This window comes from Streptomyces sp. NPDC002156 (assembly GCF_053593675.1).
In genome coordinates this window covers 22532-44984 of the sequence record NZ_JBSFDA010000064.1, presented here as the reverse complement: position 1 = coordinate 44984, position 22453 = coordinate 22532, and the positions used below count along the sequence as shown (strand labels likewise).

Annotated in this window: 22 protein-coding genes; 16 read left to right on the top strand and 6 right to left on the bottom strand. The window is 69.7% G+C overall.

What is annotated here, in order from left to right; all coding sequences use genetic code 11:
• Nucleotides 1-19: 19 nt before the first annotated feature.
• On the bottom strand, nucleotides 20-1189 hold the full coding sequence (locus ACWCRB_RS25075; protein ID WP_450998168.1) for an acyl-CoA dehydrogenase family protein: 1170 nt from the start codon (nucleotides 1187-1189) through the stop codon (nucleotides 20-22).
• Nucleotides 1190-1405: 216 nt separating this feature from the next.
• On the opposite strand from ACWCRB_RS25075, the gene ACWCRB_RS25070 reads away from it, so the two are divergent.
• The 5 genes from ACWCRB_RS25070 to ACWCRB_RS25050 all read left to right on the top strand — a co-directional run bounded on the left by ACWCRB_RS25070 (nucleotide 1406) and on the right by ACWCRB_RS25050 (nucleotide 7048).
• The gene (locus ACWCRB_RS25070; RefSeq protein WP_450998167.1) at nucleotides 1406-2878 is read left to right on the top strand and encodes a FadR/GntR family transcriptional regulator; all 1473 of its coding nucleotides are present in this window, start codon (nucleotides 1406-1408) and stop codon (nucleotides 2876-2878) included.
• 82 nt (nucleotides 2879-2960) lie between these two features.
• Nucleotides 2961-4109, top strand: coding sequence for an acyl-CoA dehydrogenase family protein (locus ACWCRB_RS25065; protein ID WP_450998166.1), 1149 nt, complete (start codon nucleotides 2961-2963; stop codon nucleotides 4107-4109).
• Between the two features lie 10 nt (nucleotides 4110-4119).
• Entirely contained in the window at nucleotides 4120-4887 is a 768-nt protein-coding gene (locus ACWCRB_RS25060) for an SDR family NAD(P)-dependent oxidoreductase (RefSeq protein ID WP_450998165.1), read from the top strand.
• On the top strand, nucleotides 4884-6071 hold the full coding sequence (locus ACWCRB_RS25055) for an acyl-CoA dehydrogenase family protein (protein WP_450998164.1): 1188 nt from the start codon (nucleotides 4884-4886) through the stop codon (nucleotides 6069-6071). Before ACWCRB_RS25060 ends, ACWCRB_RS25055 begins: the two co-directional genes overlap by 4 nt.
• Entirely contained in the window at nucleotides 6068-7048 is a 981-nt protein-coding gene (locus ACWCRB_RS25050; protein WP_450998163.1) for an NADPH:quinone oxidoreductase family protein, read from the top strand. The genes ACWCRB_RS25055 and ACWCRB_RS25050 overlap by 4 nt, the downstream gene beginning before the upstream one ends.
• A gap of 22 nt (nucleotides 7049-7070) precedes the next feature.
• Here ACWCRB_RS25050 and ACWCRB_RS25045 read toward each other — a convergent pair whose 3' ends face one another.
• On the bottom strand, nucleotides 7071-7934 hold the full coding sequence (locus tag ACWCRB_RS25045) for a mycofactocin-coupled SDR family oxidoreductase (RefSeq protein WP_450998162.1): 864 nt from the start codon (nucleotides 7932-7934) through the stop codon (nucleotides 7071-7073).
• Nucleotides 7935-8109: 175 nt separating this feature from the next.
• Between ACWCRB_RS25045 and ACWCRB_RS25040 the strand changes: the two genes are divergently transcribed.
• The 4 genes from ACWCRB_RS25040 to ACWCRB_RS25025 are packed head-to-tail and all read left to right on the top strand — an operon-like array spanning nucleotide 8110 to nucleotide 10532.
• Complete coding sequence (locus ACWCRB_RS25040) at nucleotides 8110-9255, top strand: amidohydrolase family protein (RefSeq protein WP_450998161.1); 1146 nt, start codon at nucleotides 8110-8112, stop codon at nucleotides 9253-9255.
• Nucleotides 9252-9488 (top strand): hypothetical protein, encoded by a 237-nt coding sequence (locus ACWCRB_RS25035; RefSeq protein WP_450998160.1) that lies wholly within the window; start codon nucleotides 9252-9254, stop codon nucleotides 9486-9488. The genes ACWCRB_RS25040 and ACWCRB_RS25035 overlap by 4 nt, the downstream gene beginning before the upstream one ends.
• A 7-nt stretch (nucleotides 9489-9495) precedes the next feature.
• Nucleotides 9496-10308: a mycofactocin-coupled SDR family oxidoreductase gene (locus tag ACWCRB_RS25030; RefSeq protein WP_450998159.1), complete on the top strand. Its 813-nt coding sequence runs from the start codon at nucleotides 9496-9498 to the stop codon at nucleotides 10306-10308.
• A gap of 35 nt (nucleotides 10309-10343) precedes the next feature.
• Nucleotides 10344-10532, top strand: a complete 189-nt coding sequence (locus tag ACWCRB_RS25025; protein ID WP_450998158.1) for a ferredoxin — start codon at nucleotides 10344-10346, stop codon at nucleotides 10530-10532.
• A gap of 88 nt (nucleotides 10533-10620) precedes the next feature.
• Here the strand turns inward: ACWCRB_RS25025 and ACWCRB_RS25020 are convergent, their stop codons facing one another.
• A complete protein-coding gene (locus ACWCRB_RS25020) occupies nucleotides 10621-11499 on the bottom strand; it encodes a VOC family protein (protein WP_450998157.1) in 879 nt (292 codons plus the stop codon).
• 169 nt (nucleotides 11500-11668) lie between these two features.
• Between ACWCRB_RS25020 and ACWCRB_RS25015 the strand changes: the two genes are divergently transcribed.
• Both ACWCRB_RS25015 and ACWCRB_RS25010 read left to right on the top strand, forming a co-directional pair.
• Complete coding sequence (locus ACWCRB_RS25015) at nucleotides 11669-12538, top strand: alpha/beta fold hydrolase (protein WP_450998156.1); 870 nt, start codon at nucleotides 11669-11671, stop codon at nucleotides 12536-12538.
• Between the two features lie 50 nt (nucleotides 12539-12588).
• The gene (locus tag ACWCRB_RS25010) at nucleotides 12589-13197 is read left to right on the top strand and encodes a TetR/AcrR family transcriptional regulator (protein ID WP_450998155.1); all 609 of its coding nucleotides are present in this window, start codon (nucleotides 12589-12591) and stop codon (nucleotides 13195-13197) included.
• Nucleotides 13198-13252: 55 nt separating this feature from the next.
• Here the strand turns inward: ACWCRB_RS25010 and ACWCRB_RS25005 are convergent, their stop codons facing one another.
• Nucleotides 13253-14854: an FAD-dependent oxidoreductase gene (locus ACWCRB_RS25005; RefSeq protein ID WP_450998154.1), complete on the bottom strand. Its 1602-nt coding sequence runs from the start codon at nucleotides 14852-14854 to the stop codon at nucleotides 13253-13255.
• 279 nt (nucleotides 14855-15133) lie between these two features.
• Between ACWCRB_RS25005 and ACWCRB_RS25000 the strand changes: the two genes are divergently transcribed.
• The 4 genes from ACWCRB_RS25000 (at nucleotide 15134) to ACWCRB_RS24985 (ending at nucleotide 18905) form a co-directional block, all read left to right on the top strand.
• Nucleotides 15134-15961 carry a 2-keto-4-pentenoate hydratase gene (locus ACWCRB_RS25000; RefSeq protein ID WP_450998153.1) on the top strand — a complete coding sequence of 276 codons (828 nt, stop codon included), beginning with the start codon at nucleotides 15134-15136 and terminating at the stop codon, nucleotides 15959-15961.
• On the top strand, nucleotides 15958-16917 hold the full coding sequence (locus ACWCRB_RS24995; protein ID WP_450998152.1) for an acetaldehyde dehydrogenase (acetylating): 960 nt from the start codon (nucleotides 15958-15960) through the stop codon (nucleotides 16915-16917). Before ACWCRB_RS25000 ends, ACWCRB_RS24995 begins: the two co-directional genes overlap by 4 nt.
• A complete protein-coding gene (gene dmpG, locus ACWCRB_RS24990; protein WP_450998151.1) occupies nucleotides 16914-17930 on the top strand; it encodes a 4-hydroxy-2-oxovalerate aldolase in 1017 nt (338 codons plus the stop codon). Before ACWCRB_RS24995 ends, dmpG begins: the two co-directional genes overlap by 4 nt.
• A gap of 258 nt (nucleotides 17931-18188) precedes the next feature.
• Nucleotides 18189-18905 (top strand): IclR family transcriptional regulator, encoded by a 717-nt coding sequence (locus ACWCRB_RS24985; protein ID WP_450998179.1) that lies wholly within the window; start codon nucleotides 18189-18191, stop codon nucleotides 18903-18905.
• 177 nt (nucleotides 18906-19082) lie between these two features.
• On the opposite strand, the gene ACWCRB_RS24980 is transcribed toward ACWCRB_RS24985, so the two are convergent.
• Both ACWCRB_RS24980 and ACWCRB_RS24975 read right to left on the bottom strand, forming a co-directional pair.
• Nucleotides 19083-19853 (bottom strand): SDR family NAD(P)-dependent oxidoreductase, encoded by a 771-nt coding sequence (locus ACWCRB_RS24980; protein ID WP_450998150.1) that lies wholly within the window; start codon nucleotides 19851-19853, stop codon nucleotides 19083-19085.
• A gap of 2 nt (nucleotides 19854-19855) precedes the next feature.
• The gene (locus tag ACWCRB_RS24975; RefSeq protein ID WP_450998149.1) at nucleotides 19856-21388 is read right to left on the bottom strand and encodes an acyl-CoA synthetase; all 1533 of its coding nucleotides are present in this window, start codon (nucleotides 21386-21388) and stop codon (nucleotides 19856-19858) included.
• A 278-nt stretch (nucleotides 21389-21666) separates the two neighbouring features.
• Between ACWCRB_RS24975 and ACWCRB_RS24970 the strand changes: the two genes are divergently transcribed.
• Entirely contained in the window at nucleotides 21667-22395 is a 729-nt protein-coding gene (locus ACWCRB_RS24970) for an enoyl-CoA hydratase/isomerase family protein (protein ID WP_450998178.1), read from the top strand.
• Nucleotides 22396-22453: the final 58 nt, after the last annotated feature.

Genomic DNA, 22453 nt, shown 5'->3' with positions numbered 1-22453 from the left:
CGCGCCCCCCACGGAGTGACTACCGAGGCAACCCCAACCCCCGCTCAGCAACCTGCGTACGCAGTACCTCGTTAGCCCCACCAGCAATGGTGAACGCCCGCGAGTACAGATGCGCATCCTGCCACCACCCACCCGCCAAAACCCCCGCATCCCCCTCCACGAGCAACCCCTCAGTCCCCTGCAACCGCACACCAAAATCAGCCAGATCATGGTTCAGCTCACTGAAGAAGATCTTCCCGAGGAGCGCATCCGCAGGCTCCTCGGCCCCGTGCAACATCCGAGACTGAGCCATCGAGATCATCGCCGCATTCACCTGCACCCGCGCAGCCAACTCCCCGACAGCCTGCCGGGTCGCCGAGTCCTCCAGCGAGCCCCCGGCAAGCCGCACCAGATCATCCAGTACGGCGAACAACTCGGCGCCCCGCGCGGCCACCCCCGACCGCTCACGCCCAAGGCTGCTCATCGCCACCCGCCAGCCGTCGTTCACCCGCCCGATGACGTTCGCGGCCGGAATCCGAACCCCGTCGAGGAACACCTCGTTGAAGTCGGTGGTCCCGGTGATCTCGCGCAACGGGCGGATCTCGACCCCCGGACTGCGCATGTCCAGCGCGAACGCGGTGATCCCCTTGTGCTTGGGCGCGTCACCGTCGGTACGGGCGAGCAGGTACCCCATGTCGGCGTGCTGTCCGTTGGTCGTCCACACCTTCTGCCCGTCGACGACGAACACCGCGTCGTCGCCCTCCCCTTCCAGCCGCGCCCGAGTCCGCAGCGAGGCCAGATCACTCCCCGCCTCGGGCTCGCTGAACAGCTGGCACCACACATCCACGCAGGCCCGGATACGCGGCAGAAACCGCGCCCGCTGGTCGTCGGTGCCGAAAACCAGCAGTGCGCCCGAGGCCAGCGAGGCCGCGCCGACCGGCGGCCAGGTGCGGGCGCGGGCGATCTCCTCGGCGACGACGAACGGTTCGAGGGGATGGGCGTCGGGCCGGCCACCGTACTCGGCGGGCCAGTCGATGCCGAGGAAGCCCGCCCCGTACAGCTTCGCGGTCCACTCCCGGATCGCCGGCATCAGCGCGGGCTCGGGGGCCCGTACACCGGAGTGGGTCTTGACGCCGGGCGCGTGTTCCGCGACGAAGGCCCGTACTTTCCTGCGGAACGCCTCGAGTTCGGGGGTGGACTCCAGTCGCATCGCTGCCGGCTCCTTAACGTCGTCGTCATGCGCACGATCTCGAAATGAGGGTACTCTAACTGTGCCTGCTCGCTCCCGCCAGAGACCGGGAACAAGTAGGAGTGAGACCGGGTAACACCGACCCGATCTCGGCATCAGGTGCCCGACCCGCACGTGACCCGCGCCACCGGCGAATAGACTGGGGATCCGCAATACCCCCTCTGAGGAGTTGGCCCCATGGCGACTGCCGTCGATCGCGAACCCGCCGACGGCGAGGCCGGTGTCCCGGTCGGCAAGCTGGCCGCGCAGACCGCGCAGCGCATCGAGGCGACCGTGATCCGCCAGGGCTGGCCCGTCGGCGAGTCCCTGGGCTCCGAAGTCGACCTGCGTGAGCGCCTCGGTGTGAGCCGGGCGGTGCTGCGTGAGGCCGTACGGCTGGTCGAGCACCACCAGGTCGCCCGGATGCGGCGCGGCCCGAACGGCGGCCTGATCGTCTGCGCCCCCGACGCGGGACCGGCGACCCGGGCCATGGTGATCTACCTGGAATACGTCGGCACCAGCGTCACGGATCTGCTCCAGGCGCGCCAGCTCCTCGAACCGATCGCCGCCGGCCTCGCCGCCGACCGCATCACCGAGGAGGGCATCGCCACCCTCCGCGCCACGCTCGACAGCGAACTCGCCCACTGGGACGACCCGTCGGTCCACTCGCAGGACCCCCTGCACCCGGTGCTCGGCCAGCTGTCGGGAAACCCGGTGCTGCACCTGTTCATCGACGTGCTCACCCGCCTCACCGCCCGGTACGCGCACACCTCCCGCCGGGTCACCAAGGCTGAGATGCACACGGCGAAGGAGACCTCGCACCGGGCCCACCGCGCGGTCGTCGAAGCGGTGATCGCCGACGACGGCGCCCGTGCGCAGACCGAACTCACCGCCCATCTGGAGTCGGTCGCCGCCTGGATCGAGAAGCACCGGGTGCGCCGAGGGCAGCGCATCGCGGGGACGGTGATCGAACCCGAACTGGTCGAGGGAGCGCGGGCGAAGCTCGCCGAGGTGGTGGCCGCCCGGATCCACGACGACATCGCCGCGCGGGGCTGGCAGGTCGGCATGGTGCTCGGCTCGGAGGCCGATCTGCTGGCCCGCTACGGCATCAGCCGGGCCGTCCTGCGGGAGGCTGTCCGGCTCCTGGAGTACCACCAGGTCGCCCGGATGCGCCGTGGCCCCGGCGGCGGTCTGGTCGTCACCGAGCCGGAACCGCAGGCCAGCATCGACACGATGGCCCTCTTCCTCGAATACCAGGGCGTCACCGCCGACGACCTGCGGATCGTGCGCAACGCGATCGAACTCGGCATCATCGCCAGGGTGACCGCCCGGCACGCCGCAGGCGACACCGAGGTCGTCGAGCGCCTCACGAAGGCCGTCCGGTGGGCCACCGAGGGCCCGGCCGACGACCTCCGCAAGGCCGACCTGTTCCACTCCGAACTGGCGGCCCTGTCCGACAACCCGGTGCTGTCGCTCTTCCTCGCCATCATCACCGAACTGTTCCGACGGCACGCCTCCGGCCATGACCGCCCGCTGCCCGGTGACACGGCGGCCGACGAGGTCCAGCACGTGCACCAGCGCATCCTCGACGCGATCGTGCAGGGCGACGCCGGAGTCGCCCGCCACCGCATGGGACGCCATTTGGATGCACTCATTCCCTGGTGGCACTGACACTTCCCCTGCCTACGGCAAGAACCTCTAGACCGAGGAAGGTAATTACGTATACTCAATAGGGTCCACCGAAGGAGCTTCGATGCGTCGGACCCTGTTCGAACAGGATCACGAGGACTTCCGTCTCCTGGTCCGTGACTTCCTCGCCCGCGAAGTGCTCCCGGTGTACGAGGACTGGCGCCGCGCCGGCCTCGTCCCCCGTGATCTGTTCACCGCACTGGGCAAGCTCGGCATCATCGGCACGGCGATCCCCGAGGAGTACGGCGGGGGCGGTCAGGACGACTACCGCTTCAACGTCGTCATCCAGGAGGAGTGCGCCCGCGCCGGCGTGACCCTGGGCGGCCTGCGCACCCATCTCGACGTCGTCGTCCCGTACTTCACGGGACTGGCCAACGCCGAGCAGCGGGCCCGCTGGTTCCCGGGGCTGGCCTCGGGCGAGTTGTACGCCGCCGTCGCGATGAGCGAACCCGGCACGGGCTCGGACCTCGCCGGAGTCACGACGAAGGCGGTCCGCGAAGGCGACCACTACGTCCTCAGCGGAGCGAAGACCTTCATCACCGGCGGTCACCACGCCGACCTGGTGATCGTCGTGGCCCGTACCGCCACCGACCCGGACAACCGGCGCGCCGGGCTGTCCCTGCTGGTGGTGGAGAAGGGCATGCCCGGATTCACCGTCGGGCGCAAGCTGGAGAAGATCGGGCTCCAGGTCCAGGACACCGTGGAGCTGTCATTCGACGGTGTCCGCGTCCCCGTCGCCAACCTGCTCGGCGAAGAAGGCGCCGCCTTCTCCCTCCTCGGCCGCAACCTGGCCCAGGAACGGCTGGCCATCGCGGTCGGCGCCGTCGCCCAGGCCCGCGCCGCGATCGACCTGACCGTCACCTACGTACGCGACCGGACCGTCTTCGGGAAACCGGTCGCCCACTTCCAGAACACCAAGTTCGAACTCGCCGCCCTGGACACCGAGTTGACGGCGGCCCAGGCTCTGCTGGACGCGGCGATCACGGCGCTCGTCGCCGGTGAGCTGAGTCCCGTGGACGCGGCCAGGACCAAGCTGTTCTGCACCGAGACACAGGGCCGGGTCGTCGACCGCTGCCTCCAACTGCACGGCGGCTACGGCTACATCCTCGAATCGCCGATCGCCCGGCTCTACACGGACGCCAGGGTGACCCGTATCTACGGCGGCACCAGCGAGGTCCTCAAGACCATCATCAGCAAGTCCCTGGGCCTGTAAGGAGTTTGATGTGAACATCGACGGATCGTCGGCGCTGGTCACCGGGGGCGCCTCCGGCCTCGGTCTGGCCACCGCCCGCCGGATCATCGAGCGCGGCGGCAAGGTCGTCCTCGCCGACATCTCCGAGGAACAGGGCGTCAAGGCGGTCGCCGACCTCGGTGACGCCGCCCGCTTCGTCCGCGCCGACGTCACCGACGAGACGGCGATCACGGCCGCCCTCGACACCGCCGCCGAACTCGGCCCGCTGCGCTTCGTCGTGCACTGCGCGGGCCGTGGCGGCGACCGCACCCGGATCATCGACCGCGACCGCAACCCCGGCGAACTCGACACCTTCGCCGAGGTCGTACGGGTCAACCTGATCGGCACCTACAACGTGCTGCGCCTGGCCGCCGCCCGTCTCTCCGGCAACGACGTCGTCGACGGCGACCGGGGCGCGGTGGTCCTGACCGCGTCGGTCGCCGCGTTCGACGGTCAGATCGGCCAGACCTCCTACACCGCCTCCAAGGCCGGCGTGCACGGCATCACCCTCGTCGCCGCCCGCGATCTCGCCAGCTGGCAGATCCGCGTGAACACGATCGCCCCCGGCGTCATGGACACCCCGATGCTCGGCCGGCTCCGCGAGGACATCCGCGAGGGACTCGCCGCGTCCGTCCCGCACCCCAAGCGCCTGGGCGACCCGGACGACTACGCGCGCCTCGCCGTCGAGATGCTGGAGAACCCGTACCTCAACGGCCAGACCGTCCGCCTCGACGGCGCGATCCGTATGGCACCGCGATGACCGACGCGCGCTTCCGCGCCGAACTGCGTGACTTCCTGACGGGACATCACCCCGGTCGCCGCCCCAAGGACCGTGCCGAACGCTTCACTTGGCAGAAGAAGTGGCTGGCCACCCTCTTCGACGCCGGGTACGCGGGCCCGAGCTGGCCGCGCGAATTCGGCGGTATGGAACTGGACTTCGCCCGCCAGGTGATCTACCAGGAGGAGTACGCGCGAGCCCGGGTGCCAGGCCCCCTCGGCACCGGACTCGGCATCGCCGCGCCGACGCTCATCAAGTACGGCACCCCCGAACAGAAGGAGCGCTTTCTGCGCCCCATGCTGCGCGGCGACTCCGTCTGGGCACAGGGCTACTCGGAACCGGAGGCAGGCTCGGACCTGCCCGCACTGCGGACGACCGCGCGCCGGGAGGGCGGCGGCCCCGACGACCCCGGTGCCGTGTACGTCGTCAACGGGCAGAAGGTGTGGAACAGTTCGGCCGACATCGCCGACATCCTCTTCACCCTCGTCCGCACCGGACCGCCCGACTCCCGTCAGGACGGCATCAGTTACCTGCTGATCGACGCGAGGGCCCCCGGTGTGAGCGTGCGCCCGCTGCGGGACCTGACCGGGGATGCCCACTTCTGCGAGATCTTCTTCGACGACGTACGCGTCCCGGTGGCCGACCGGATCGGCCCGGAGAACGGCGGCTGGCCCCTCGTACGCACCAGCCTCGGTCATGAACGCGCGGCCGGCGCGATGAACCAGGCGGCGCTGTACCGGCGTGTCCTCGACGAGCTGATCGAGCTGGCGCGCGAGCGCGGGGCGACATCGGACCCCCTGGTGCGCGACCGGCTCGCCGACTTCGAGATCCGGGTGCGGATCATGCGGCTGACCGGGATGCGGACCATCGCCGACATCATGGCGAAGGGCGAGCCCGGGCCGGCGTCCTCGACGTCACGCCTGTTCATCGTGACCTTCGAACAGGAACTGCACGAGTTCGCCGTGGAGTTGCTCGGCCCGTACGGCATCCTCGGCCGCCGCGATCCGCACGCCGTCCAGCGCGGCCGCTGGGTGTGGGGCTTCCTGCGCACCCGGGCCTCCACGATCGGCGCGGGCACCGCCGAGATCCAGCGCAACACCATCGCCGAACAGGTACTGGGCCTGCCCCGGGACCCGGCGATGCCCACGATCGAGAGGGCACGATGAGAGCCGCACGCTGTACGGAGTACGGGCCCCCAGCGGGCCTGGGCGTCGTCGAACTCGACGACCTCGAACCGGGCCCGGGGGAGGTGCTGGTCGACGTCCACGCAGCGGCCGTCAACTTCCCCGACGTCCTGCTCGTCGCCGACCGCTACCAGGTCCCCGCGCCCCTGCCCTTCACGCCCGGCAGCGAGTTCGCCGGCGTCGTGGCCGCGCTGGGGCCAGGGGTGACCGGCCCTCCGGTGGGCTCACCCGTGGCCGGGGCGGTGCTCACCGGCGCCTTCGCCGAGCAGGTCGTGGTGCCGGTGACAGGGCTGCGGCCCGTGCCCGACGGGCTCGACATGGTGCACGCCGCCGCGTTCCACGTGACCTACGCGACCGCCTACCACGCCCTGACCACCGTGGGGCAGGGCGCGGCGGGGGAGTGGGTGGCGGTCCTCGGAGCGGCGGGCGGGGTCGGCTCCGCCGCCGTCGACGTCGCGACCCGGCTCGGGATGCGCGTGGTCGCTGCGGCATCGAGCCAGGAACGGCTGACGGTCGCCCGCAAACTCGGTGCGGTGGCGGGCGTGGACTACATCCGCGAGGACCTGAAGACCCGGCTGCGTGAACTGACCGACGGCGGCGCCCACTTGGTGATCGACCCGGTCGGCGGCGATCACGCCGAGGCCGCCCTGCGCGCACTGCGGCGGGGCGGCCGGTTCGTCACGGTGGGCTACGCCGACGGGAAGATCCCCCGGATCCCGCTGAACCTGGTGCTGCTCAAGGACGCGGTCGTACGGGGCTTCGAGATCCGGATGCTCCGCCAGTACGCCCCGGACGCGGTGGCCGCCGGCGACCGGGCGCTCGCCGCGATGGTCCGCGACGGGATGCGCCCGCTCGTCTCCCGCGTCCACCCGCTCGCCGACGTGGCCGCCGCCCTGACCGACGTCGCGGAACGCCGGACCACCGGGAAGGTGGTCATCGACATGACGGGCGGCGCCTGACCTTCGTTCGCGTGAACTCCGGTCAGAAGGTGGGCATTTGGGGCCGCCGCTTGACGTACCCGCCCGCGTCGACCCGCATCTGCATACCGGTGACGTAGCGGGACTCGTCGGAGACGAGGAAGAGGACGGTGTCGGCGATGTCCTCGGGCTCGACGAAGGGGATGCCGAAGCCGGTCGTCGCCGGGAAGTTGGGCAGCGCGTCCTCGCGGGTCGGGTTCTCCAGGTCGGGGCGGAACGAGCGGTACATCAGGTCGCTGTTGAGCATGTCCGTGTTGACGTTCGTCGGATGCAGCGCGTTGACCCGGATGTGCCGAGACGCCAGCACCGTCGCCAAGTCATGGACGAACGCGGCCACTTGGCGCTTCGCGAACGAATAGCCCAGGCCTCCAGGGCCGTTGGCCGGGTTGTCGACGGTCGCCGGGATCAGCCCGGCGATCGACCCGGTCGCCACGATCGAGGCACCGTCGGGCAGATGCGGCAGCGCCGCGTCGACGGCGTGCACCACCCCGTTGAAGTCGACGGTCACCGCGTCCAGGAAGGCCTGCGCGGTCTGCCCCGGGCCCAGCGGGCAGATCCCGGCCTGGGCCACCACCGCGTCGAGCCGCCCGAGTTCGGCCACCCCGTCGGCCACGGCCGCCTTGAGCGCCCCCGGATCGCGTACGTCGGCCTTGCGGGCGACGATGCGCCGCCCGAGCTTCTCGACCTGACGCACCGTCTCGTCCAGATCGGACTCGGTGGCCAGCGCGTAGCCGTTGGTGGCGATGTCCTCGCAGAGGTCCACGGCGATGATGTCGGCGCCCTCCGCGGCGAGCCGGATCGCCTGGGCCCGGCCCTGGCCGCGCGCCGCCCCGGTGATGAAGACGACCTTGTCCTGCACTCGACCCATGGGGTCTCCTTCCGTCGGATAAAAGAGTAGCCTGAATCTCGATGGATGGATCTGGCTCACCTCCATGATCCGAGAGAAGCTAGGGGTTTCATCACCTTCTTCCACTGAGTGGGACCCGATCAGTACACGCAATGTGCCGATGCTGGAGAGTCTCCGAGACCGAGGGAGCGCAAGGATGCCGTTGCAGCCATGGATGAAGTTGCTGTCGACCGACGATCACCTGATCGAGCCCCCACGACTGTGGACCGACCGCCTGCCCGCCAAGTACCGGGAAGCGGGCCCGCGCAGCGTCGAACAGCCGCGCGGGGAGGGCCAGTCGCCCGCCGAGGTGTGGGTCTACGAGGACCGGGTGTATCCCTACATCGGCCTCAACGCGGTCGCGGGCAAGAGCCCCGAGGAGTTCGGCCTCGAACCGACGCGCTACGACGAGATGATCCCCGGCTGCTACGACCCGAAGGCCCGCATCCGCGACATGGACCTCGACGGGGTCTGGGGGGCGCTGTGCTTCCCCTCGTTCCCGGGCTTCTCCGGCCATGTCTTCCTGGACGGCAAGGACCGTGAACTCGCGCTGCTGTGCGTCCAGGCGTGGAACGACTTCGTCCTCGACGAGTGGTGCGCCACCGCGCCCGGCCGGCTGATCCCGCTGGTCATCATGCCGATGTGGGACGTCGATCTCTGCGTCGCCGAGATCCACCGCACCGCTGCGAAGGGCGCGAAGGCGATCTCCTTCCCGGAGAACCCCGCCCCGCGCGGCCTGCCCTCCTTCCACACGGACTACTGGGACCCGATGTTCTCCGCGGCCGAGGAGACCGACATGCCCCTGTGCCTGCACTTCGGCACCTCGGGCAAGCCGCCGAAGACCGCCGAGGAAGCCCCGTTCGCGGTGACGATCACGCTGTTCGGCACCAACGCCATGTACGCCACCGCCGACCTGCTCTTCTCCCCGGTGCTCCACAAGCACCCCAAGCTGAAGATCGGGCTGTCCGAGGGCGGCATCGGCTGGATCCCGTATCTGCTGGAGCGCGCCGACGGCACCTGGGAGCGGCACCGCTTCTACCAGAACGTCAACCAGAGCGTGCGGCCCTCCGAGCTGTTCCACAAGCACTTCCACGGCTGCTTCATCGACGACCGCTTCGGCGTCGAGGTCCGCCACCACGTCGGCATCGACAAGATCACCTGGGAGTGCGACTACCCGCACTCCGACTCGTACTGGCCCAAGAGCCGCGCCTATGCCGCCGAGGTACTCGCCGACGTACCGGACGACGAGGTGCACAAGATCGTGGAGCTGAACACCCGCCGCCTGTACAACCTCCCCGCATGAGCAGGCGCCCGGAGTCCGAGCGCTCCGACTGGACCGACCTCGATCTGCTCACCCGCGAGGAGGCCCACGGCAGGCTCCTCACGGAGATCACCGACACGGACGTACGCCTCGCCGAACTCGGTGCCGGCGACGAGGCCGAGCGCGAACTCCTCCAGCGACGGCTGAGCGCACTGCACGAGGCCGCCGAGGACCTCCTCGGTCCGACCGGCCCGACCGACCATTCGAAGAACTGAGGCTGCCATGGGGCGAGTTGAGAACAAGGTCGCGCTCATCACAGGGGCGGCACGCGGGCAGGGGCGCTCCCACGCCGTGCGGCTGGCGGAGGAGGGCGCGGACATCGTCATCACCGACGTCTGCCGGGACATCAGCGACGCGCTGCCCTACTCGCTCGCGGCGAAGGAACAGCTGGAGGAGACCGCCGAGTTGGTGCGGGCGACCGGCCGGCGGTGCGTCGCCGTCCAGGCCGACGTCCGCTCGATCACGGAGATGCGGGCCGCCGTCGACGCGGCCCACGAGGAGTTCGGGCGGCTCGACGTGGTCGTCGCCAACGCGGGCGTCATGAGCTCGGGTTCCGCCTGGCAGCTGACCGAGGAAGCGTGGGACGTCGTGGTCGACGTCAACCTCAAGGGCGCCTGGAACACGGCACGGGCGGCACTCCCGGGGATGATCGAGGCGGGCGCCGGCGGCTCGATCATCATGATCAGCTCGGCCGCCGGAATCCGCGGCCACGTGCCGTACGCCCACTATGTGGCCGCCAAGCACGGGGTGGTCGGCCTGATGAAGGCCCTCTCCAACGAACTCGGCACCCACCGCATCCGGGTGAACACCGTCCACCCCACCGGCGTCAGCGACACCGGCATCACCGTGGGCGTACCGATCGAGGAACTCGCCGAGCGGGAACCGATGTTCGCCCTCGCCGCGATGAACACCCATGCCCCGTACGTCGAACCACGGGACGTGTCGAACGCGGTGCTGTTCCTCGCGTCGGACGAGGCGAGGTATGTCACCGGCCTGCAGTTCACCGTGGACGCCGGGTCGACCAACAAGCCGTAGAAGTCGGCCGACAAGCCGTAGAACAGGAGTGGTTCGTGAAGATCACCATCGACAAATCGGCCTGCTCGGGACACGCGCGGTGCGCGGTGGCGGCACCCGAACTCTTCCGCCTCGACGACGACGGCTACGCGCTGCCCTTCGACGGAGAGGTCCCGGAAGGCCTCGAAGCGGCGGCCCATGACGGTGAACGGGCCTGCCCGGAACGGGCGATCACCGTCGAGTGAGACGGCGGTGACATGACCCGGCAGTGACATGACTGAGCCCCACGCCCCGGACGGATTCCAGGAGGCGTGGGGCTCAGGGCTTTTCCGCTCAGCCGGCGGCCGGCGGCATCGGCGGCGGAGTGAAGTGGTGGCCCCAGAACGCGCCGTCCGTGATCTCGTACACCGGCACCGGCTCGGGCACCTTCAGGCCGTTCCAGCCGAACTCGACGGCGTAGTTCTCCGGCGACCAGACGTAGAACGACACCATGTGGTCGTTGGTGTGCTTGCCGAGCGAGTGCATCATCGGGACCTCGTACTTCCCGGCCCGGTCGAGCGCGCGCCCCACGTCGTCCAGGGTCGCCCCCTCCACCATGAAGTGCAGCAGCCGCCCCGGACCCGGCATCGGCGTCACCCCGAGGGTGTGGTGGCGGGGGTTGCAGCCCATGAACCAGGTCGTGCCGCCCGGTGAGCGCATCGTGTTGCGCTCGATGAAGCCCAGGACGTTGACATAGAACTCGAACGTCGTCCGCGCGTCCTCGGCGGAGATGATGGCGTGGCCGAAGCCCATGTCGCCGGTGACGAACTTCGACACCAGCGGGGTCTGCACCGGCACATGGTCGAGGGTCGTGCCGTAGAACAGCTCGACCGGGTTGCCGCCCGGGTCGTTGAACTTGACGAAGCCCGTGACCTTGCGCGCCGCGGCCTCCGCCTCGGTGCCGGCCGTCACCTTGATCCCGGCCTTCTCGACGTCCGCGACCAGGCCCGCCAGTTCGCGCTCGTCCAGGACCTCGAAGCCCAGCGCCGTCATCCCGGGCTGCGCCCCCGGAGAGACCACGATCCGGGCCGGATAGTCGTCCATCCGGAAGTGGAGCGACTCGGGATCGGCGCCCTCGACGGGCATCAGACCGAGGAAGTCGCCCCCGAAGGCCTTCCACTTGTCGATGTCGTTGGACTCAAGACGCAGGTACCCGAGTGAGCGAACACCCATCAGGTCCTCCCCTCACATTGCTTCGCATTGGTCAGGTCCGGGCGGCCCGAGAGCCCCCGGCATCGCTACATCCACGACGCTAGACAGCCCGCGCCGCTCCCCGCCGGGACCGTCCCACTGATCGGGAGCCCACCGGCGAGGGCCGCCGTCCCGATGCCACGGTGCTGTCATGACACTCACCTCTCTGACGTACGAGGACACCCTGCGCGAACTCCCCACGGACGAGGGCGTGTTGCGCTACCACGAGGCGGGCGACGGACCGCCGCTGCTCCTGCTGCACGGGTCGGGGCCCGGTGTGACCGGCTGGCGCAACTACCGGGGCAACCTGCCCGTGTTCGCGAAGCACTTCCGCACCCTCGCCCTGGAGTTCCCCGGCTTCGGCGTGAGCGACCCGACCGACGAGAACCCGATGGCGGCGGCCCCCAAGGCCGTACTGCGCTTCCTCGACGGCCTCGGGCTCGACAAGGTCGACGTCGTCGGGAACTCCATGGGCGGATTCGTCGCCGTGGGGCTCGCCGTCGCCCACAAGGACCTGTTCCGCCGGGTCGTCACCATCGGCGGGGTCGGCCGCAACATCCTGTCCCCGGCGCCCAGCGAGGGCCTGAACCTGTTGATGGAGTTCGCTGAGAACCCCACCCGGGAGAACCTCGTCCAGTGGCTGCGCTCGATGGTCCACGACCCGGCCCTGCTCACCGACGAACTGATCGAGGAGCGCTGGGTGAGCGCCACCGACCCGGCGACGCTGGAGGCGTCCCGCCGGATCTACGGCCGGCAGGCGATGGCCGCGATCATGGCCGCCCAGGCCCACTCCGACCAGCCCATCTGGGCCGCCCTCCACAAGATCACCGCGCCCACGCTGCTGACCTGGGGCCGCGACGACCGGGTCACCCCGCTGGAGAACGCGCTGCTGCCGATGCGCACCATCCCCAAGGCCGAACTGCACGTCCTCCCGGACTGCGGGCACTGGGCGATGATCGAACAGAAGGCGGCCTGGGAGAGCGCGGTCCTGGCCTTCCTGACCCGCCCCGAGACCTCCTGAGGGGCAACGCGGGGCGGCGACTCGACGACACCGCATGAGGGGGCGACGACGTGGCAAGACCCGCAGAGGTACGGCAGCCCGCCGCTCCGATGTCGAACCGCCAGGCCGCCCGTCAGGTCCGCATCCTGCACGCCGCCTCCGACCTCGGCGCGCGCGAGGGCCTCGCCCGGGTGCAGATGCACGACGTGGCCAAGGAGGCGGGCGTCGCGATCGGCACGCTGTACCGCTACTTCCCGTCCAAGCCCTACCTGTTCCTGTCCGTCCTTGAATGGCACATCGACCAGTTCCTCGGGGGCCGTGACGCCGGCTGTCCCGCCGCCGACGGGGCCGATCCGGCGGCCGAGGTGGCCGAGACACTCATCGAGCTGAGCGGAAAACTGGTGGCCAGCCCGCTCCTCGCCTCGGCCGTGGCGCTGTCGTCGTTCACCGAGTACGCGAGCGTCGTCCCGACCCGGTTCGACATCGTGGAGAGGGCCCTGGGACAACGGCTCCTGCGCCTCCTCGGCGGCCGCTGCGACAAGGAGACCGCGCGCAGCAGGGTGCGGCTGCTGGTCTACAGCTGGTGGGGCCTGTTCGTGGCCATGCTGACCGAGGAGATCACCACCGAACAGGCGGAGGCGGACCTGCACCTGGCCGCACGGCTGATCGCCGCGCCCTGAACGGACGTACAGCAGTGCCCGGGACACGACAGGTGTCCCGGGCACAGCCGTGAGATCAGTCCTTCGCGCCGGCGATGTCCAGTACCGCCAGGTACGAGAAGGCGACACTCGAACCGATCGGGGTCCCCGCACCCGGGTACACGTTTCCGGACATCGCGGCCATGGTGTTCCCGCTCGCGTAGAGCCCGTCGATCGAGGTGCCGTCAGGCCGCAGCACCCGCGCGTTCTCGTCGGTCTTGAGACCGCCCTTGGTCCCGATGTCGGCCGGAAGAATGGTCGCGACGTAGTACGGCGGGGTGTCGAGCGGCGGCAGCAGCGCGTTCGGCCACTCGGTCGTGGGCGGCGCCGGGAAACTCAGCTCGGGATGGGCGGGGAAGCCCAGCACGTAGTTGGCGATCTGGTCCCAGGGCGTCTCACCGCGATGGAACCGCTCGTCGACTCCGGTGGGCGCGTAGGTGTTGAACTCCTCGATGGTCTTCCGCAGCGCCTCGATCGGTACGTCGATCAGCTTGGCCAGCTCCTCAAGGGTGTCGGCCTTCTTCAACGCACCCGACTCGAACCACTCGGAGCTGACGGGCTGGTCGGCCGGGCCGCCGAAGCCGTCCCGGTCGAGCTGCCGCTGGTCGAACACCCAGTGGGCGGGGATGTGCGAGACACCCGTGGTCCGGTGCAGACGGAGTATCTCGCGCCCGGCCTGGTCATAGGGAAGGTTCTCGTTCATGAAGCGTTCGCCGGCGGCGTTGACCCAGATCCCGCCCCGGGTTCCCGTGTGGAAGAGCGGAAGTCCGTCCGGCCACACAAGACCCGGTATGCACCAGGCCTGGTCGAGCAGTTCGGTGGCGGCACCGACCGCCATCCCCGCCAGCAGGGCGTCGCCGGTGTTCTCCGGGGCGCCGTTGGACCACTCGCCGGTGAGCGGCGGCTGGTGCTTCGCGCGCAGTTCGGGGTCGCGTTCGAAACCGCCGGCGGCGAGGATCACGCCCCGCGTGGCGCGGATCCGGACGCGCTCACCCTCGCTGACGGCGTCCACGCCCACGACCCTGCCGTCCTCGACGACGAGGCTCTCCAGCGCGGTGTTGAGCCGGAGCGTGCCGTGCCCGGTCTCCAGGAACGCGGCCAGCGTCCTGCCGATGAGCGCACGGCCACCGTTGAGCACCGGGCCCTGGTCACGCCCCCATCGTTCCATCGGGAGGGGCTCGCGCACCAGCCGGGCGTACTCGCCGAGCTCGGCGGCGGGAACCTCCGCCGGGAAGATGGTGTGTCCCGCGGGGGAGGCGCCGGGGGCCGCCGCGTAGTACTCCGGCACGGGCCCGTGCACGAAGGACCCGAACCGCGGATTCTGCTCCAACTCGTCGATCACCTGTGCGCCGGCCCGCAGATAGGCGTCCTGGAGCCGCTCGCGGGAACTGTCATCGACGACAGTGCGCAGATACGTCCGGGACTTCTCCACATCGTTCTCGACGCCGGCCCGGTCCAGCGGCGCGGAGCCCGGGAACCAGAGCCCGGCGCCGGAGTAGGCGGTGGTACCGCCCACCCGGTCGGTCTTCTCGATGACGAGTGTGCGCAGCCCGCGCGAAGCCGCCGCATACGCCCCGACCAGACCTCCGCCGGACCCTACGACGACCACGTCGTAGACATCTTCGTTGATGCTCACCATGGACCTCTCCTCCAGCCGTTCAGCAGCTAGCCGCTGACGGTAACGAGCCGTCACGCCGCCGCTGTTCAGCCATTCCGCTCACCGAGACCCCCCAGTCCCGCTGAGCGGAACCCCTGCACCTGCGGTACACCGAGCCCACTCAGGCTGGGTATCCGAACGGTTCTGACGAACAGGGGGCACGCCTTTAGGGGCGCGGGGAACTGCGCGACAAGCCCCCACCGGCCCGCACCCGAAGAACCGCCGCCCCAGCGGAGCGCACCGCACAAGTTGAGGACACGAATGACAGACACCGGGAAACCGACGCCCGTCGCCGAGGCAGCCGCGCGACTGACCAACGCGGCCCACGCCGGAAAACCCTGTGCCCCCGTACGGGACCTCCTGGGCAGCACCGACATAGCCCTCGCCTACGCCGTCCAGCAACACGTCATCGCCGACCGCCTGACCGCTGGCGCACGCGTGGTAGGCCGCAAGATAGGCCTCACCTCGGAGTCGGTCCAACGCCAAGTAGGCGTGGACCGCCCCGACTTCGGCGTCCTCCTCGCCGACATGGACGTCTCCGCGCTGCCCGAGGTACCCAGCGGGCGCCTGCTGCAGCCCAGGGTCGAGGCGGAGATCGCGTTCGTGCTCGCCGCCGACCTGGACGACGACGACCTCGACATCGAGCGGGTCCGCGCGGCGGTCGGACATGCCGTGGCCGCCCTGGAGATCGTGGACAGCCGGGTCGCCGACTGGGACATCGCGATCACGGACACGATCGCCGACAACGCGTCGAGCGGCCTGTTCGTCCTCGGGGACGAACAGATCACCCTGAAGGAGTTCGAACCCCGGGACGTGACCATGCGGTTGTACGCCGACGGCGTCCTTGCGTCCGAGGGCACCGGCGCCGCCTGCCTGGGCGACCCCCTGGCGGCACTCCTCTGGCTCGCCCGCACCGCCCGGGAGTTCGGCGATCCCCTGCGCGCCGGCCAGGTCGTCCTCTCGGGCGCTCTGGGCCCGCTCGTCCCCACCCCGCCAGGCACCACCGTCCGGGCCGAGATGTCGGGCCTGGGCACAGTGACAGCGACCTTCTCCAGCAAGGAACGCAGGGAACCCAAGGAGCACGGATGACCAAGACCAAGGTGGCCGTTATCGGCTCCGGCAACATCGGCACCGACCTGATGATCAAGGTGCTGCGCCTGTCCGACACTCTGGAGATGGCCGCGATGGTGGGCATCGACCCGGACTCGGACGGGCTGGCGCGCGCCGCCCGGCTGAAGGTCCCGACCACGCACAAGGGCGTGGACGGACTCATCGCCATGGACGGCTTCGACGAGATCGACATCGTCTTCGACGCCACGTCGGCGAAGGCCCACGTCGAGAACGCCAAGAAGCTCGCCCCGTACGGCAAACGCCTCGTCGACCTCACCCCGGCGGCCATCGGCCCGTACGTCGTACCGACGGTGAACCTGGACGAGCACCTGAACGCCGCCGACAACGCTGTCGACAACCTGAACATGGTCACCTGCGGCGGCCAGGCCACGATCCCGATCGTCCACGCGGTCAGCCGGATCACGCCCGTGCCCTACGCCGAGATCGTCGCGTCGATCGCCTCGAAGTCGGCGGGGCCCGGCACCCGGGCCAACATCGACGAGTTCACCGAGACGACGTCCGGGGCGATCGAGAAGGTGGGCGGCGCCCGGCGCGGCAAGGCGATCATCGTCCTCAACCCGGCCGAACCGCCGCTGATCATGCGGGACACGGTGTACTGCCTGATCGGCGACGCCGACCACGAAGCGATCCGCGCCTCCGTCGAGGAGATGGTCGCGGCGGTCGCCGAGTACGTACCCGGCTACCGCCTGAAGCAGCAGGTCCAGTTCACGCCGGTCCCCGACGAGGACCCGGTGCACACCCTCTTCACCGGCGACCGCTCCGAGGCGACCACGAAGGTCTCGGTCTTCCTCGAAGTGGAGGGCGCCGCCCACTACCTGCCCGCCTACGCCGGCAACCTCGACATCATGACCTCGGCCGCCCTGCGCGTCGCCGAGCGCATCGCCCAGCGATTCTCCTCCGAGGTGACCAAGTGACCGCCAACCCCAGGCTCTACGTCCAGGACGTCACCCTCCGGGACGGGATGCACGCCATCCGGCACCGGATCACCCCCGAGTTCGTGGGCAAGATCTCCAGGGCCCTCGACCAGGCGGGCGTGGACGCGATCGAGGTCGCCCACGGTGACGGCCTGGCCGGCGGCAGCCTCAACTACGGGCCGGGCAGCAACACCGACTGGGAGTGGATCGAGGCGGCGGCGGACGCCATCGAGCGCGCCACCCTCACCTCCCTCCTCCTGCCCGGCATCGGCACGATCGTCGAACTCAAGCGGGCCTACGCCATGGGGGTCCGCTCGGTGCGCATCGCCACGCACTGCACGGAGGCGGACGTCGCGGCCCAGCACATCACCACGGCCCGCGAACTCGGCATGGACGTCTCCGGGTTCCTGATGATGGCCCACATGGCGACCCCGGAGGTCCTCGCCGGACAGGCGAAGCTGATGGAGTCCTACGGCGCGCACTGCGTCTACGTCACCGACTCCGGCGGCCGGCTCACCATGGACGGGGTGCGCGACCGCATCCGCGCCTACCGGGACGTCCTCGACCCGGAGACCCAGATCGGCATCCACGCCCACGAGAACCTCTCCCTCTCGGTCGCCAACTCGGTGGTCGCGGTGGAGGAGGGGGTGACCCGGGTCGACGCGTCGCTCGCGGGACAGGGCGCCGGCGCGGGCAACTGCCCGATCGAGCCGTTCGTCGCCGTGGCCAACCTCCAGGGCTGGAAGCACGACTGCGACCTCTTCGCCCTCCAGGACGCCGCCGAGGACCTGGTCCGCCCGCTCCAGGACCGCCCGGTCCGCGTCGACCGCGAAACCCTGACCCTCGGCTACGCGGGCGCCTACTCCAGCTTCCTCCGCCACGCGGAGGCGGCGGCGGAGCGCTACGGCCTCGACGCCCGCACGATCCTCCAGGAGGTCGGCAGGCGCGGACTGGTCGGTGGCCAGGAGGACATGATCGTGGACATCGCCCTGGACCTGACCACTCAGGGCTGACACCGACCGAACGTGCCGCTCCCCGGAAGAAACCTTCCGGGGAGCGGCAATTTTTTTGCCCGCCCATAGATTAGACCGACCGCCCCAATAAATCGGTGCACGACTCTTTCTCTGCGGACCGAGGCGTTGGTACCTTGACGCCGAAGCCGCCGAACTAGAATTGATTTCGGTTTGAGCAGAGAGGCACCGACGATGACGTCTGCCCTTCGCCTGGACTCGCGATCCTCCGAGGTCGTCGGGCAGGTACTGCCTCCGTCGATGATGGAGCGCGTCACGCTGATCATGGACCTTTTCGAACGTCCACAGACCCATCTGACCCTGGAGACGGTCTCCCGCCGAACCCATCTCCCGCGCTCGACCACCCACCGGATACTCGACCAGCTGGTCCGCCTGGACTGGCTGCGCCACACGGTGGCCGGCTACACGCTGGGACAGCGGGCGCTGGGCCTCGGCGGCCGGGAGATCGGCCACAGCGCACTGCGCTCGGCCGCCGCGCCGCACCTCCTGGACCTGGCCGTCCGTACGCGCATGGTCGTTCACCTCGCCGTGCTCGACGGCCCGGAGATCTACTACCTGGACAAGGTCGGCGGCCGGGCCGCGGTCGACATCCCGTCCAAGGTCGGCGGTCGGGCCATCGCCCACTGCACCGGCCTCGGCAAGGCCATGCTCGCCTGGCTGAGCCCGGAGGAGATCGACGCCCGCTACGCCCAGCTCATCGAGCGCCGCACCGAACACAGCATCGGCCACCTGGACCACCTCCACCACGAACTCCGCGCGGTACGCCGCCGCAACGGCCTGGCCATCGACCGAGGCGAGTGCTTCCCGGACCTGGGCTGCGTAGGCCTGGCCCTACGAGGCCCCGAGGGCCCGATCGGCGCGATCTCGGTGGTAGGAGACGGTAGTTCGTCCCTGGAGCTGGTGGCCCCCCTGGTGGTGAACACGGTAAAAGCAGTCTCGGAGGACCTCTTCGGGTAGGCCCGAGGGAGACGCGCCCCGTTTTTTAGGGGCGCGGGGCTGTATCGGTATGCGGCTCCGCCGCGTGGGCGCGACAAGCCCCGCCGGCCTGCCTTTAGGGGCGCGGGGAACTGCGCGACCAGCCCCCACCGGCCTGAGGCCAAAGAACCACCAAGCCGCGCAGCTCCCTGCCCCTACCTACCAGGCAGTCCATCCCCCATCCACAGTCACGGTTGTCCCCGTAACAAACCGAGAAGCATCCGACGCAAGAAACACCGCCGCACCCCCAAGCTCCTCGACGGACCCCACCCGCCCCAGAGGCGTCCCCCGGACAATCCGCTCACCCCACCGACTGTCCAACAACCCAGCACTGAGATCCGTACGGAAGTAACCGGGCGCAAGCGCATTCACCCGCACCCCCCGATCCGCCCACTCCACAGCCAACGACTTGGTGAGCGCCTCGACCCCACCCTTGCTGGCGGCATACGCCGCGATCCGCTCGAACCCCGTACTCGCATGCACCGACGAGATGTTCACGATCGACCCGGCCCCCTGCTCCAGCATGACCCGCCCGGCCTCGCGACAGCAGTAGAAGGTCCCCTGGAGATTGATGGCGAGAACCCGCGACCAGTCCTCGTCGGTGACCCACTCGCTCCGGCTGAAGTGCGGACTGACCCCGGCGCAGTTGACCACCGCGTCCAGCCGGCCCGTCCACTCGACGACACCCTCCACCATGCCCCGTACGGCGGCGGAGTCGGCGACCGAGCCGGGCAGCACCAGTGCCTTGCCGCCGTACTCGGCCAGTTCCGCTTCGAGGCTGTCGAGGTCCGCCGTCGTACGGGCGGTCACCGCGACGTTCGCCCCGGCCTGCGCCAGAGCGATCGCGATGGCCCGCCCGAGGCCCTTCCCGGCGCCGGTCACCCAGGCGGTACGGCCGTCCAGCCGCAGGTCGGTGTTCACATCGGCCATGGTCAGCTCTCCGCGGGGATGTCGCGCAGGGTCCGCTTGAGGACCTTGCCCGAGGGTGTACGGGGGAGTTCGTCGACGATGTCGAACCGGGCCGGCACCTTGAACTTCGCCAGGCGCTCCTGACAGAACTCCCGCAGCTCCTCCGCACCGGCTTCCGCCCCCGGTCGGAACACCACGAAGGCACGCGGGACCTCGCCCCAGCGCGGATGGGTCAGCCCGACGACCGCCGCTTCGAGGACGGCGGGGTGCTCGTACAGCACCCGTTCCACCTCAGGTGTGGCGATGTTCTCGCCACCGGAGACGATCATGTCCTTCTTGCGGTCGTCGATGTAGAGGAAGCCCTCCTCGTCGACGTGCCCGATGTCGCCGGTGTGGAACCAGCCGTCCCGCAGGGCCGCGGCTGTCGCCTTCTCGTCGCGCCAGTAGCCCGCGAAGACCTTCGGTCCGCGCAGCGTGATCTCGCCGAGTTCGCCCACCGGGGCTTCCTTGTCGGTGTCGTCGACGATCCGGATCCGGGTGTGCGGCACGGGCCGGCCGACCGAGCCCAGCTTGGACAGCGCGTGCTCACGGTCGAGGAAGGTGTCGCCCGAGACCGTCTCGGTCAACCCGTAGGCATCGGCGAACCAGGCGTTCGGGAACGCGTTCATGATCCGCCGCAGCACGGGCTCGGGGGTCTTCTCGCCGCCGCCCACGATGAAGCGCATAGAGGTCGTGTCGTACGACTCCCGGTCCGGGACCTCCAGGACGGCGTTGACCATGACCGGCGCCAGCCAGGCGTTGGTGACCCGGTGCTCCTGGATCGCCCGCAGCACGCCCGGCGCGTCGAACTTCCGCTGGAGGACCACACCGCCGCCCGCGTACAGCACCGCGAGGGCCGGCATGTCCAGACCGCCGACGTGGTAGAGCGGCCCGGCCACGAGCGTGGTGTCCGCCGCGGTGAGGCCGAAGTGGACGATCTGGGAGATGTTCTTCGCGTGCAGGTTGCCGTACGTGATGCGCACGCCCTTGGGGCGTGAGGTGGTGCCCGAGGTGTACATCAGCCGCTGGAGATCGTCCGGGCCGACCTCGACGGGATCGACACGGGCGCCCTCGTGCCGGGCCAGCAGCGCCTCGTAACCGGTCCATTCGTCGGACTCCGGCTCACCGTCCACCAGGATGCGGTGCTCCAGATCGGACAGTTTCCCGGCGATGCGGTCGGCCGCCCGGACGAACTCCGGTTCGGTGATGATCGCCTTTGCCTGGGAGTGACCGAGAATGTACGCCCATTCCTCCTCGGACAGCCGGTAGTTCAACGGGAGAAAGACCGCCCCGATCCGGTTGGCGGCGTACACCAGTTCCAGGAACTCCGGCCGGTTGTAGAGGAGCAGTCCGACGACGTCGCCGCGCCGGACGCCCAGTTCCGTCAGGCCCGCGGCCAGCCGGTTGACCCGGTCATGGAGCTCGCGCACCGTCAGGCTGCGGTCCTCCTGTGTGACGGCCACGGCTTCGGGCCGCTGGGTCAGGTGGTAATCGAGGATGCTCGCGAAATTGTGCACGGGTCTCTCTCGCTCTGTGTCGGAAAGGCGGGTTCCGGCCGGTTGGTTGCCCGCTCCCATGATTTAGTGTACCTCTTGGTCTATAAAACTTGTTGCCGAACTGTACGACGACGTGAACGCATCGACAACCATCTGCGCACCGATGAGTTCGAGTCGTTTCCCCAGCTGAACTCGATGACCACGACGACCATGACGACCTCGATGAGGAGGCTTTGGTGCCGCGCATCCGTCTCGACACCGACGGACCCGTTGTCACGGTCCGCCTCGACCACCCGCCGATGAACGCCTTCGACACCCTCCAGCGCGACGAACTCGCCGCGCGCGTGCGCCAGCTGGCCGACTCGCCCCATGTACGGGCCGTCGTCCTCTACGGCGGCGAGCGGCTGTTCGCCGCCGGGGCGGACGTCAAGGCGCTCGCCGCGATGGACATCGACGAGGTACGGGGCTGGAACCGGGCCCTTCAGCGCACCTTCGACGAGGTGGCCCAGCTGCCCATGCCGGTCGTCGCGGCGATCACCGGGTACGCGCTCGGCGGCGGCCTCGAACTGGCCCTCGCCGCCGACTACCGGGTCGCGGCGGACGACGCCCTCCTCGGCCAGCCGGAAGTACAGCTCGGGATCATCCCGGGCTCGGGCGGCACCCAGCGCCTGACCCGCCTGATCGGCCCGTCCCGCGCCAAGAACCTCCTGATGACCGGCCGCCGGGTGGACGCGGCCGAGGCCCTGAGCCTGGGCCTCGTGGACGAGGTGGTCCCGGCGGCCGAGGTCCACACGGCCGCCTTCCACTACGCCCGCAAGCTGGCCCAGGGCCCGGCGGCAGCACTGGAAGCCATCAAGGAGGCCGTCAACCACGGCACCGACACGTCCCTGTCAACAGGCCTGGCCCTAGAACGCTCCCTGTTCACAGGCGTCTTCGGAACAAGAGACGCAACGACAGGCATCGAGTCGTTCCTGTCCGAGGGGCCCGGCAAGGCCCGCTTCGAGGGCCCTGGGCAAGGCGCCCCGTAGGGGCCGCCTTGCCCAGGGGCGCGGGGAACTGCGCGACCAGCCCCCACCGGCCCGCACG

Coding starts and splice junctions, on each gene's coding strand:
- ACWCRB_RS24980 (WP_450998150.1), bottom strand. CDS start 19,853: ATGGCCGATGTGAACACCGACCTGCGGCTGGACGGCCGTACCGCCTGG.
- ACWCRB_RS25000 (WP_450998153.1), top strand. CDS start 15,134: ATGACAGACACCGGGAAACCGACGCCCGTCGCCGAGGCAGCCGCGCGA.
- ACWCRB_RS25075 (WP_450998168.1), bottom strand. CDS start 1,189: ATGCGACTGGAGTCCACCCCCGAACTCGAGGCGTTCCGCAGGAAAGTA.
- ACWCRB_RS25050 (WP_450998163.1), top strand. CDS start 6,068: ATGAGAGCCGCACGCTGTACGGAGTACGGGCCCCCAGCGGGCCTGGGC.
- ACWCRB_RS25070 (WP_450998167.1), top strand. CDS start 1,406: ATGGCGACTGCCGTCGATCGCGAACCCGCCGACGGCGAGGCCGGTGTC.
- ACWCRB_RS25030 (WP_450998159.1), top strand. CDS start 9,496: ATGGGGCGAGTTGAGAACAAGGTCGCGCTCATCACAGGGGCGGCACGC.
- ACWCRB_RS24970 (WP_450998178.1), top strand. CDS start 21,667: ATGAACGCCTTCGACACCCTCCAGCGCGACGAACTCGCCGCGCGCGTG.
- ACWCRB_RS25040 (WP_450998161.1), top strand. CDS start 8,110: ATGCCGTTGCAGCCATGGATGAAGTTGCTGTCGACCGACGATCACCTG.
- ACWCRB_RS25020 (WP_450998157.1), bottom strand. CDS start 11,499: ATGGGTGTTCGCTCACTCGGGTACCTGCGTCTTGAGTCCAACGACATC.
- ACWCRB_RS25035 (WP_450998160.1), top strand. CDS start 9,252: ATGAGCAGGCGCCCGGAGTCCGAGCGCTCCGACTGGACCGACCTCGAT.
- ACWCRB_RS25055 (WP_450998164.1), top strand. CDS start 4,884: ATGACCGACGCGCGCTTCCGCGCCGAACTGCGTGACTTCCTGACGGGA.
- ACWCRB_RS24995 (WP_450998152.1), top strand. CDS start 15,958: ATGACCAAGACCAAGGTGGCCGTTATCGGCTCCGGCAACATCGGCACC.
- ACWCRB_RS25065 (WP_450998166.1), top strand. CDS start 2,961: ATGCGTCGGACCCTGTTCGAACAGGATCACGAGGACTTCCGTCTCCTG.
- ACWCRB_RS24985 (WP_450998179.1), top strand. CDS start 18,189: ATGATGGAGCGCGTCACGCTGATCATGGACCTTTTCGAACGTCCACAG.
- ACWCRB_RS25015 (WP_450998156.1), top strand. CDS start 11,669: ATGACACTCACCTCTCTGACGTACGAGGACACCCTGCGCGAACTCCCC.
- ACWCRB_RS25045 (WP_450998162.1), bottom strand. CDS start 7,934: ATGGGTCGAGTGCAGGACAAGGTCGTCTTCATCACCGGGGCGGCGCGC.
- ACWCRB_RS25005 (WP_450998154.1), bottom strand. CDS start 14,854: ATGGTGAGCATCAACGAAGATGTCTACGACGTGGTCGTCGTAGGGTCC.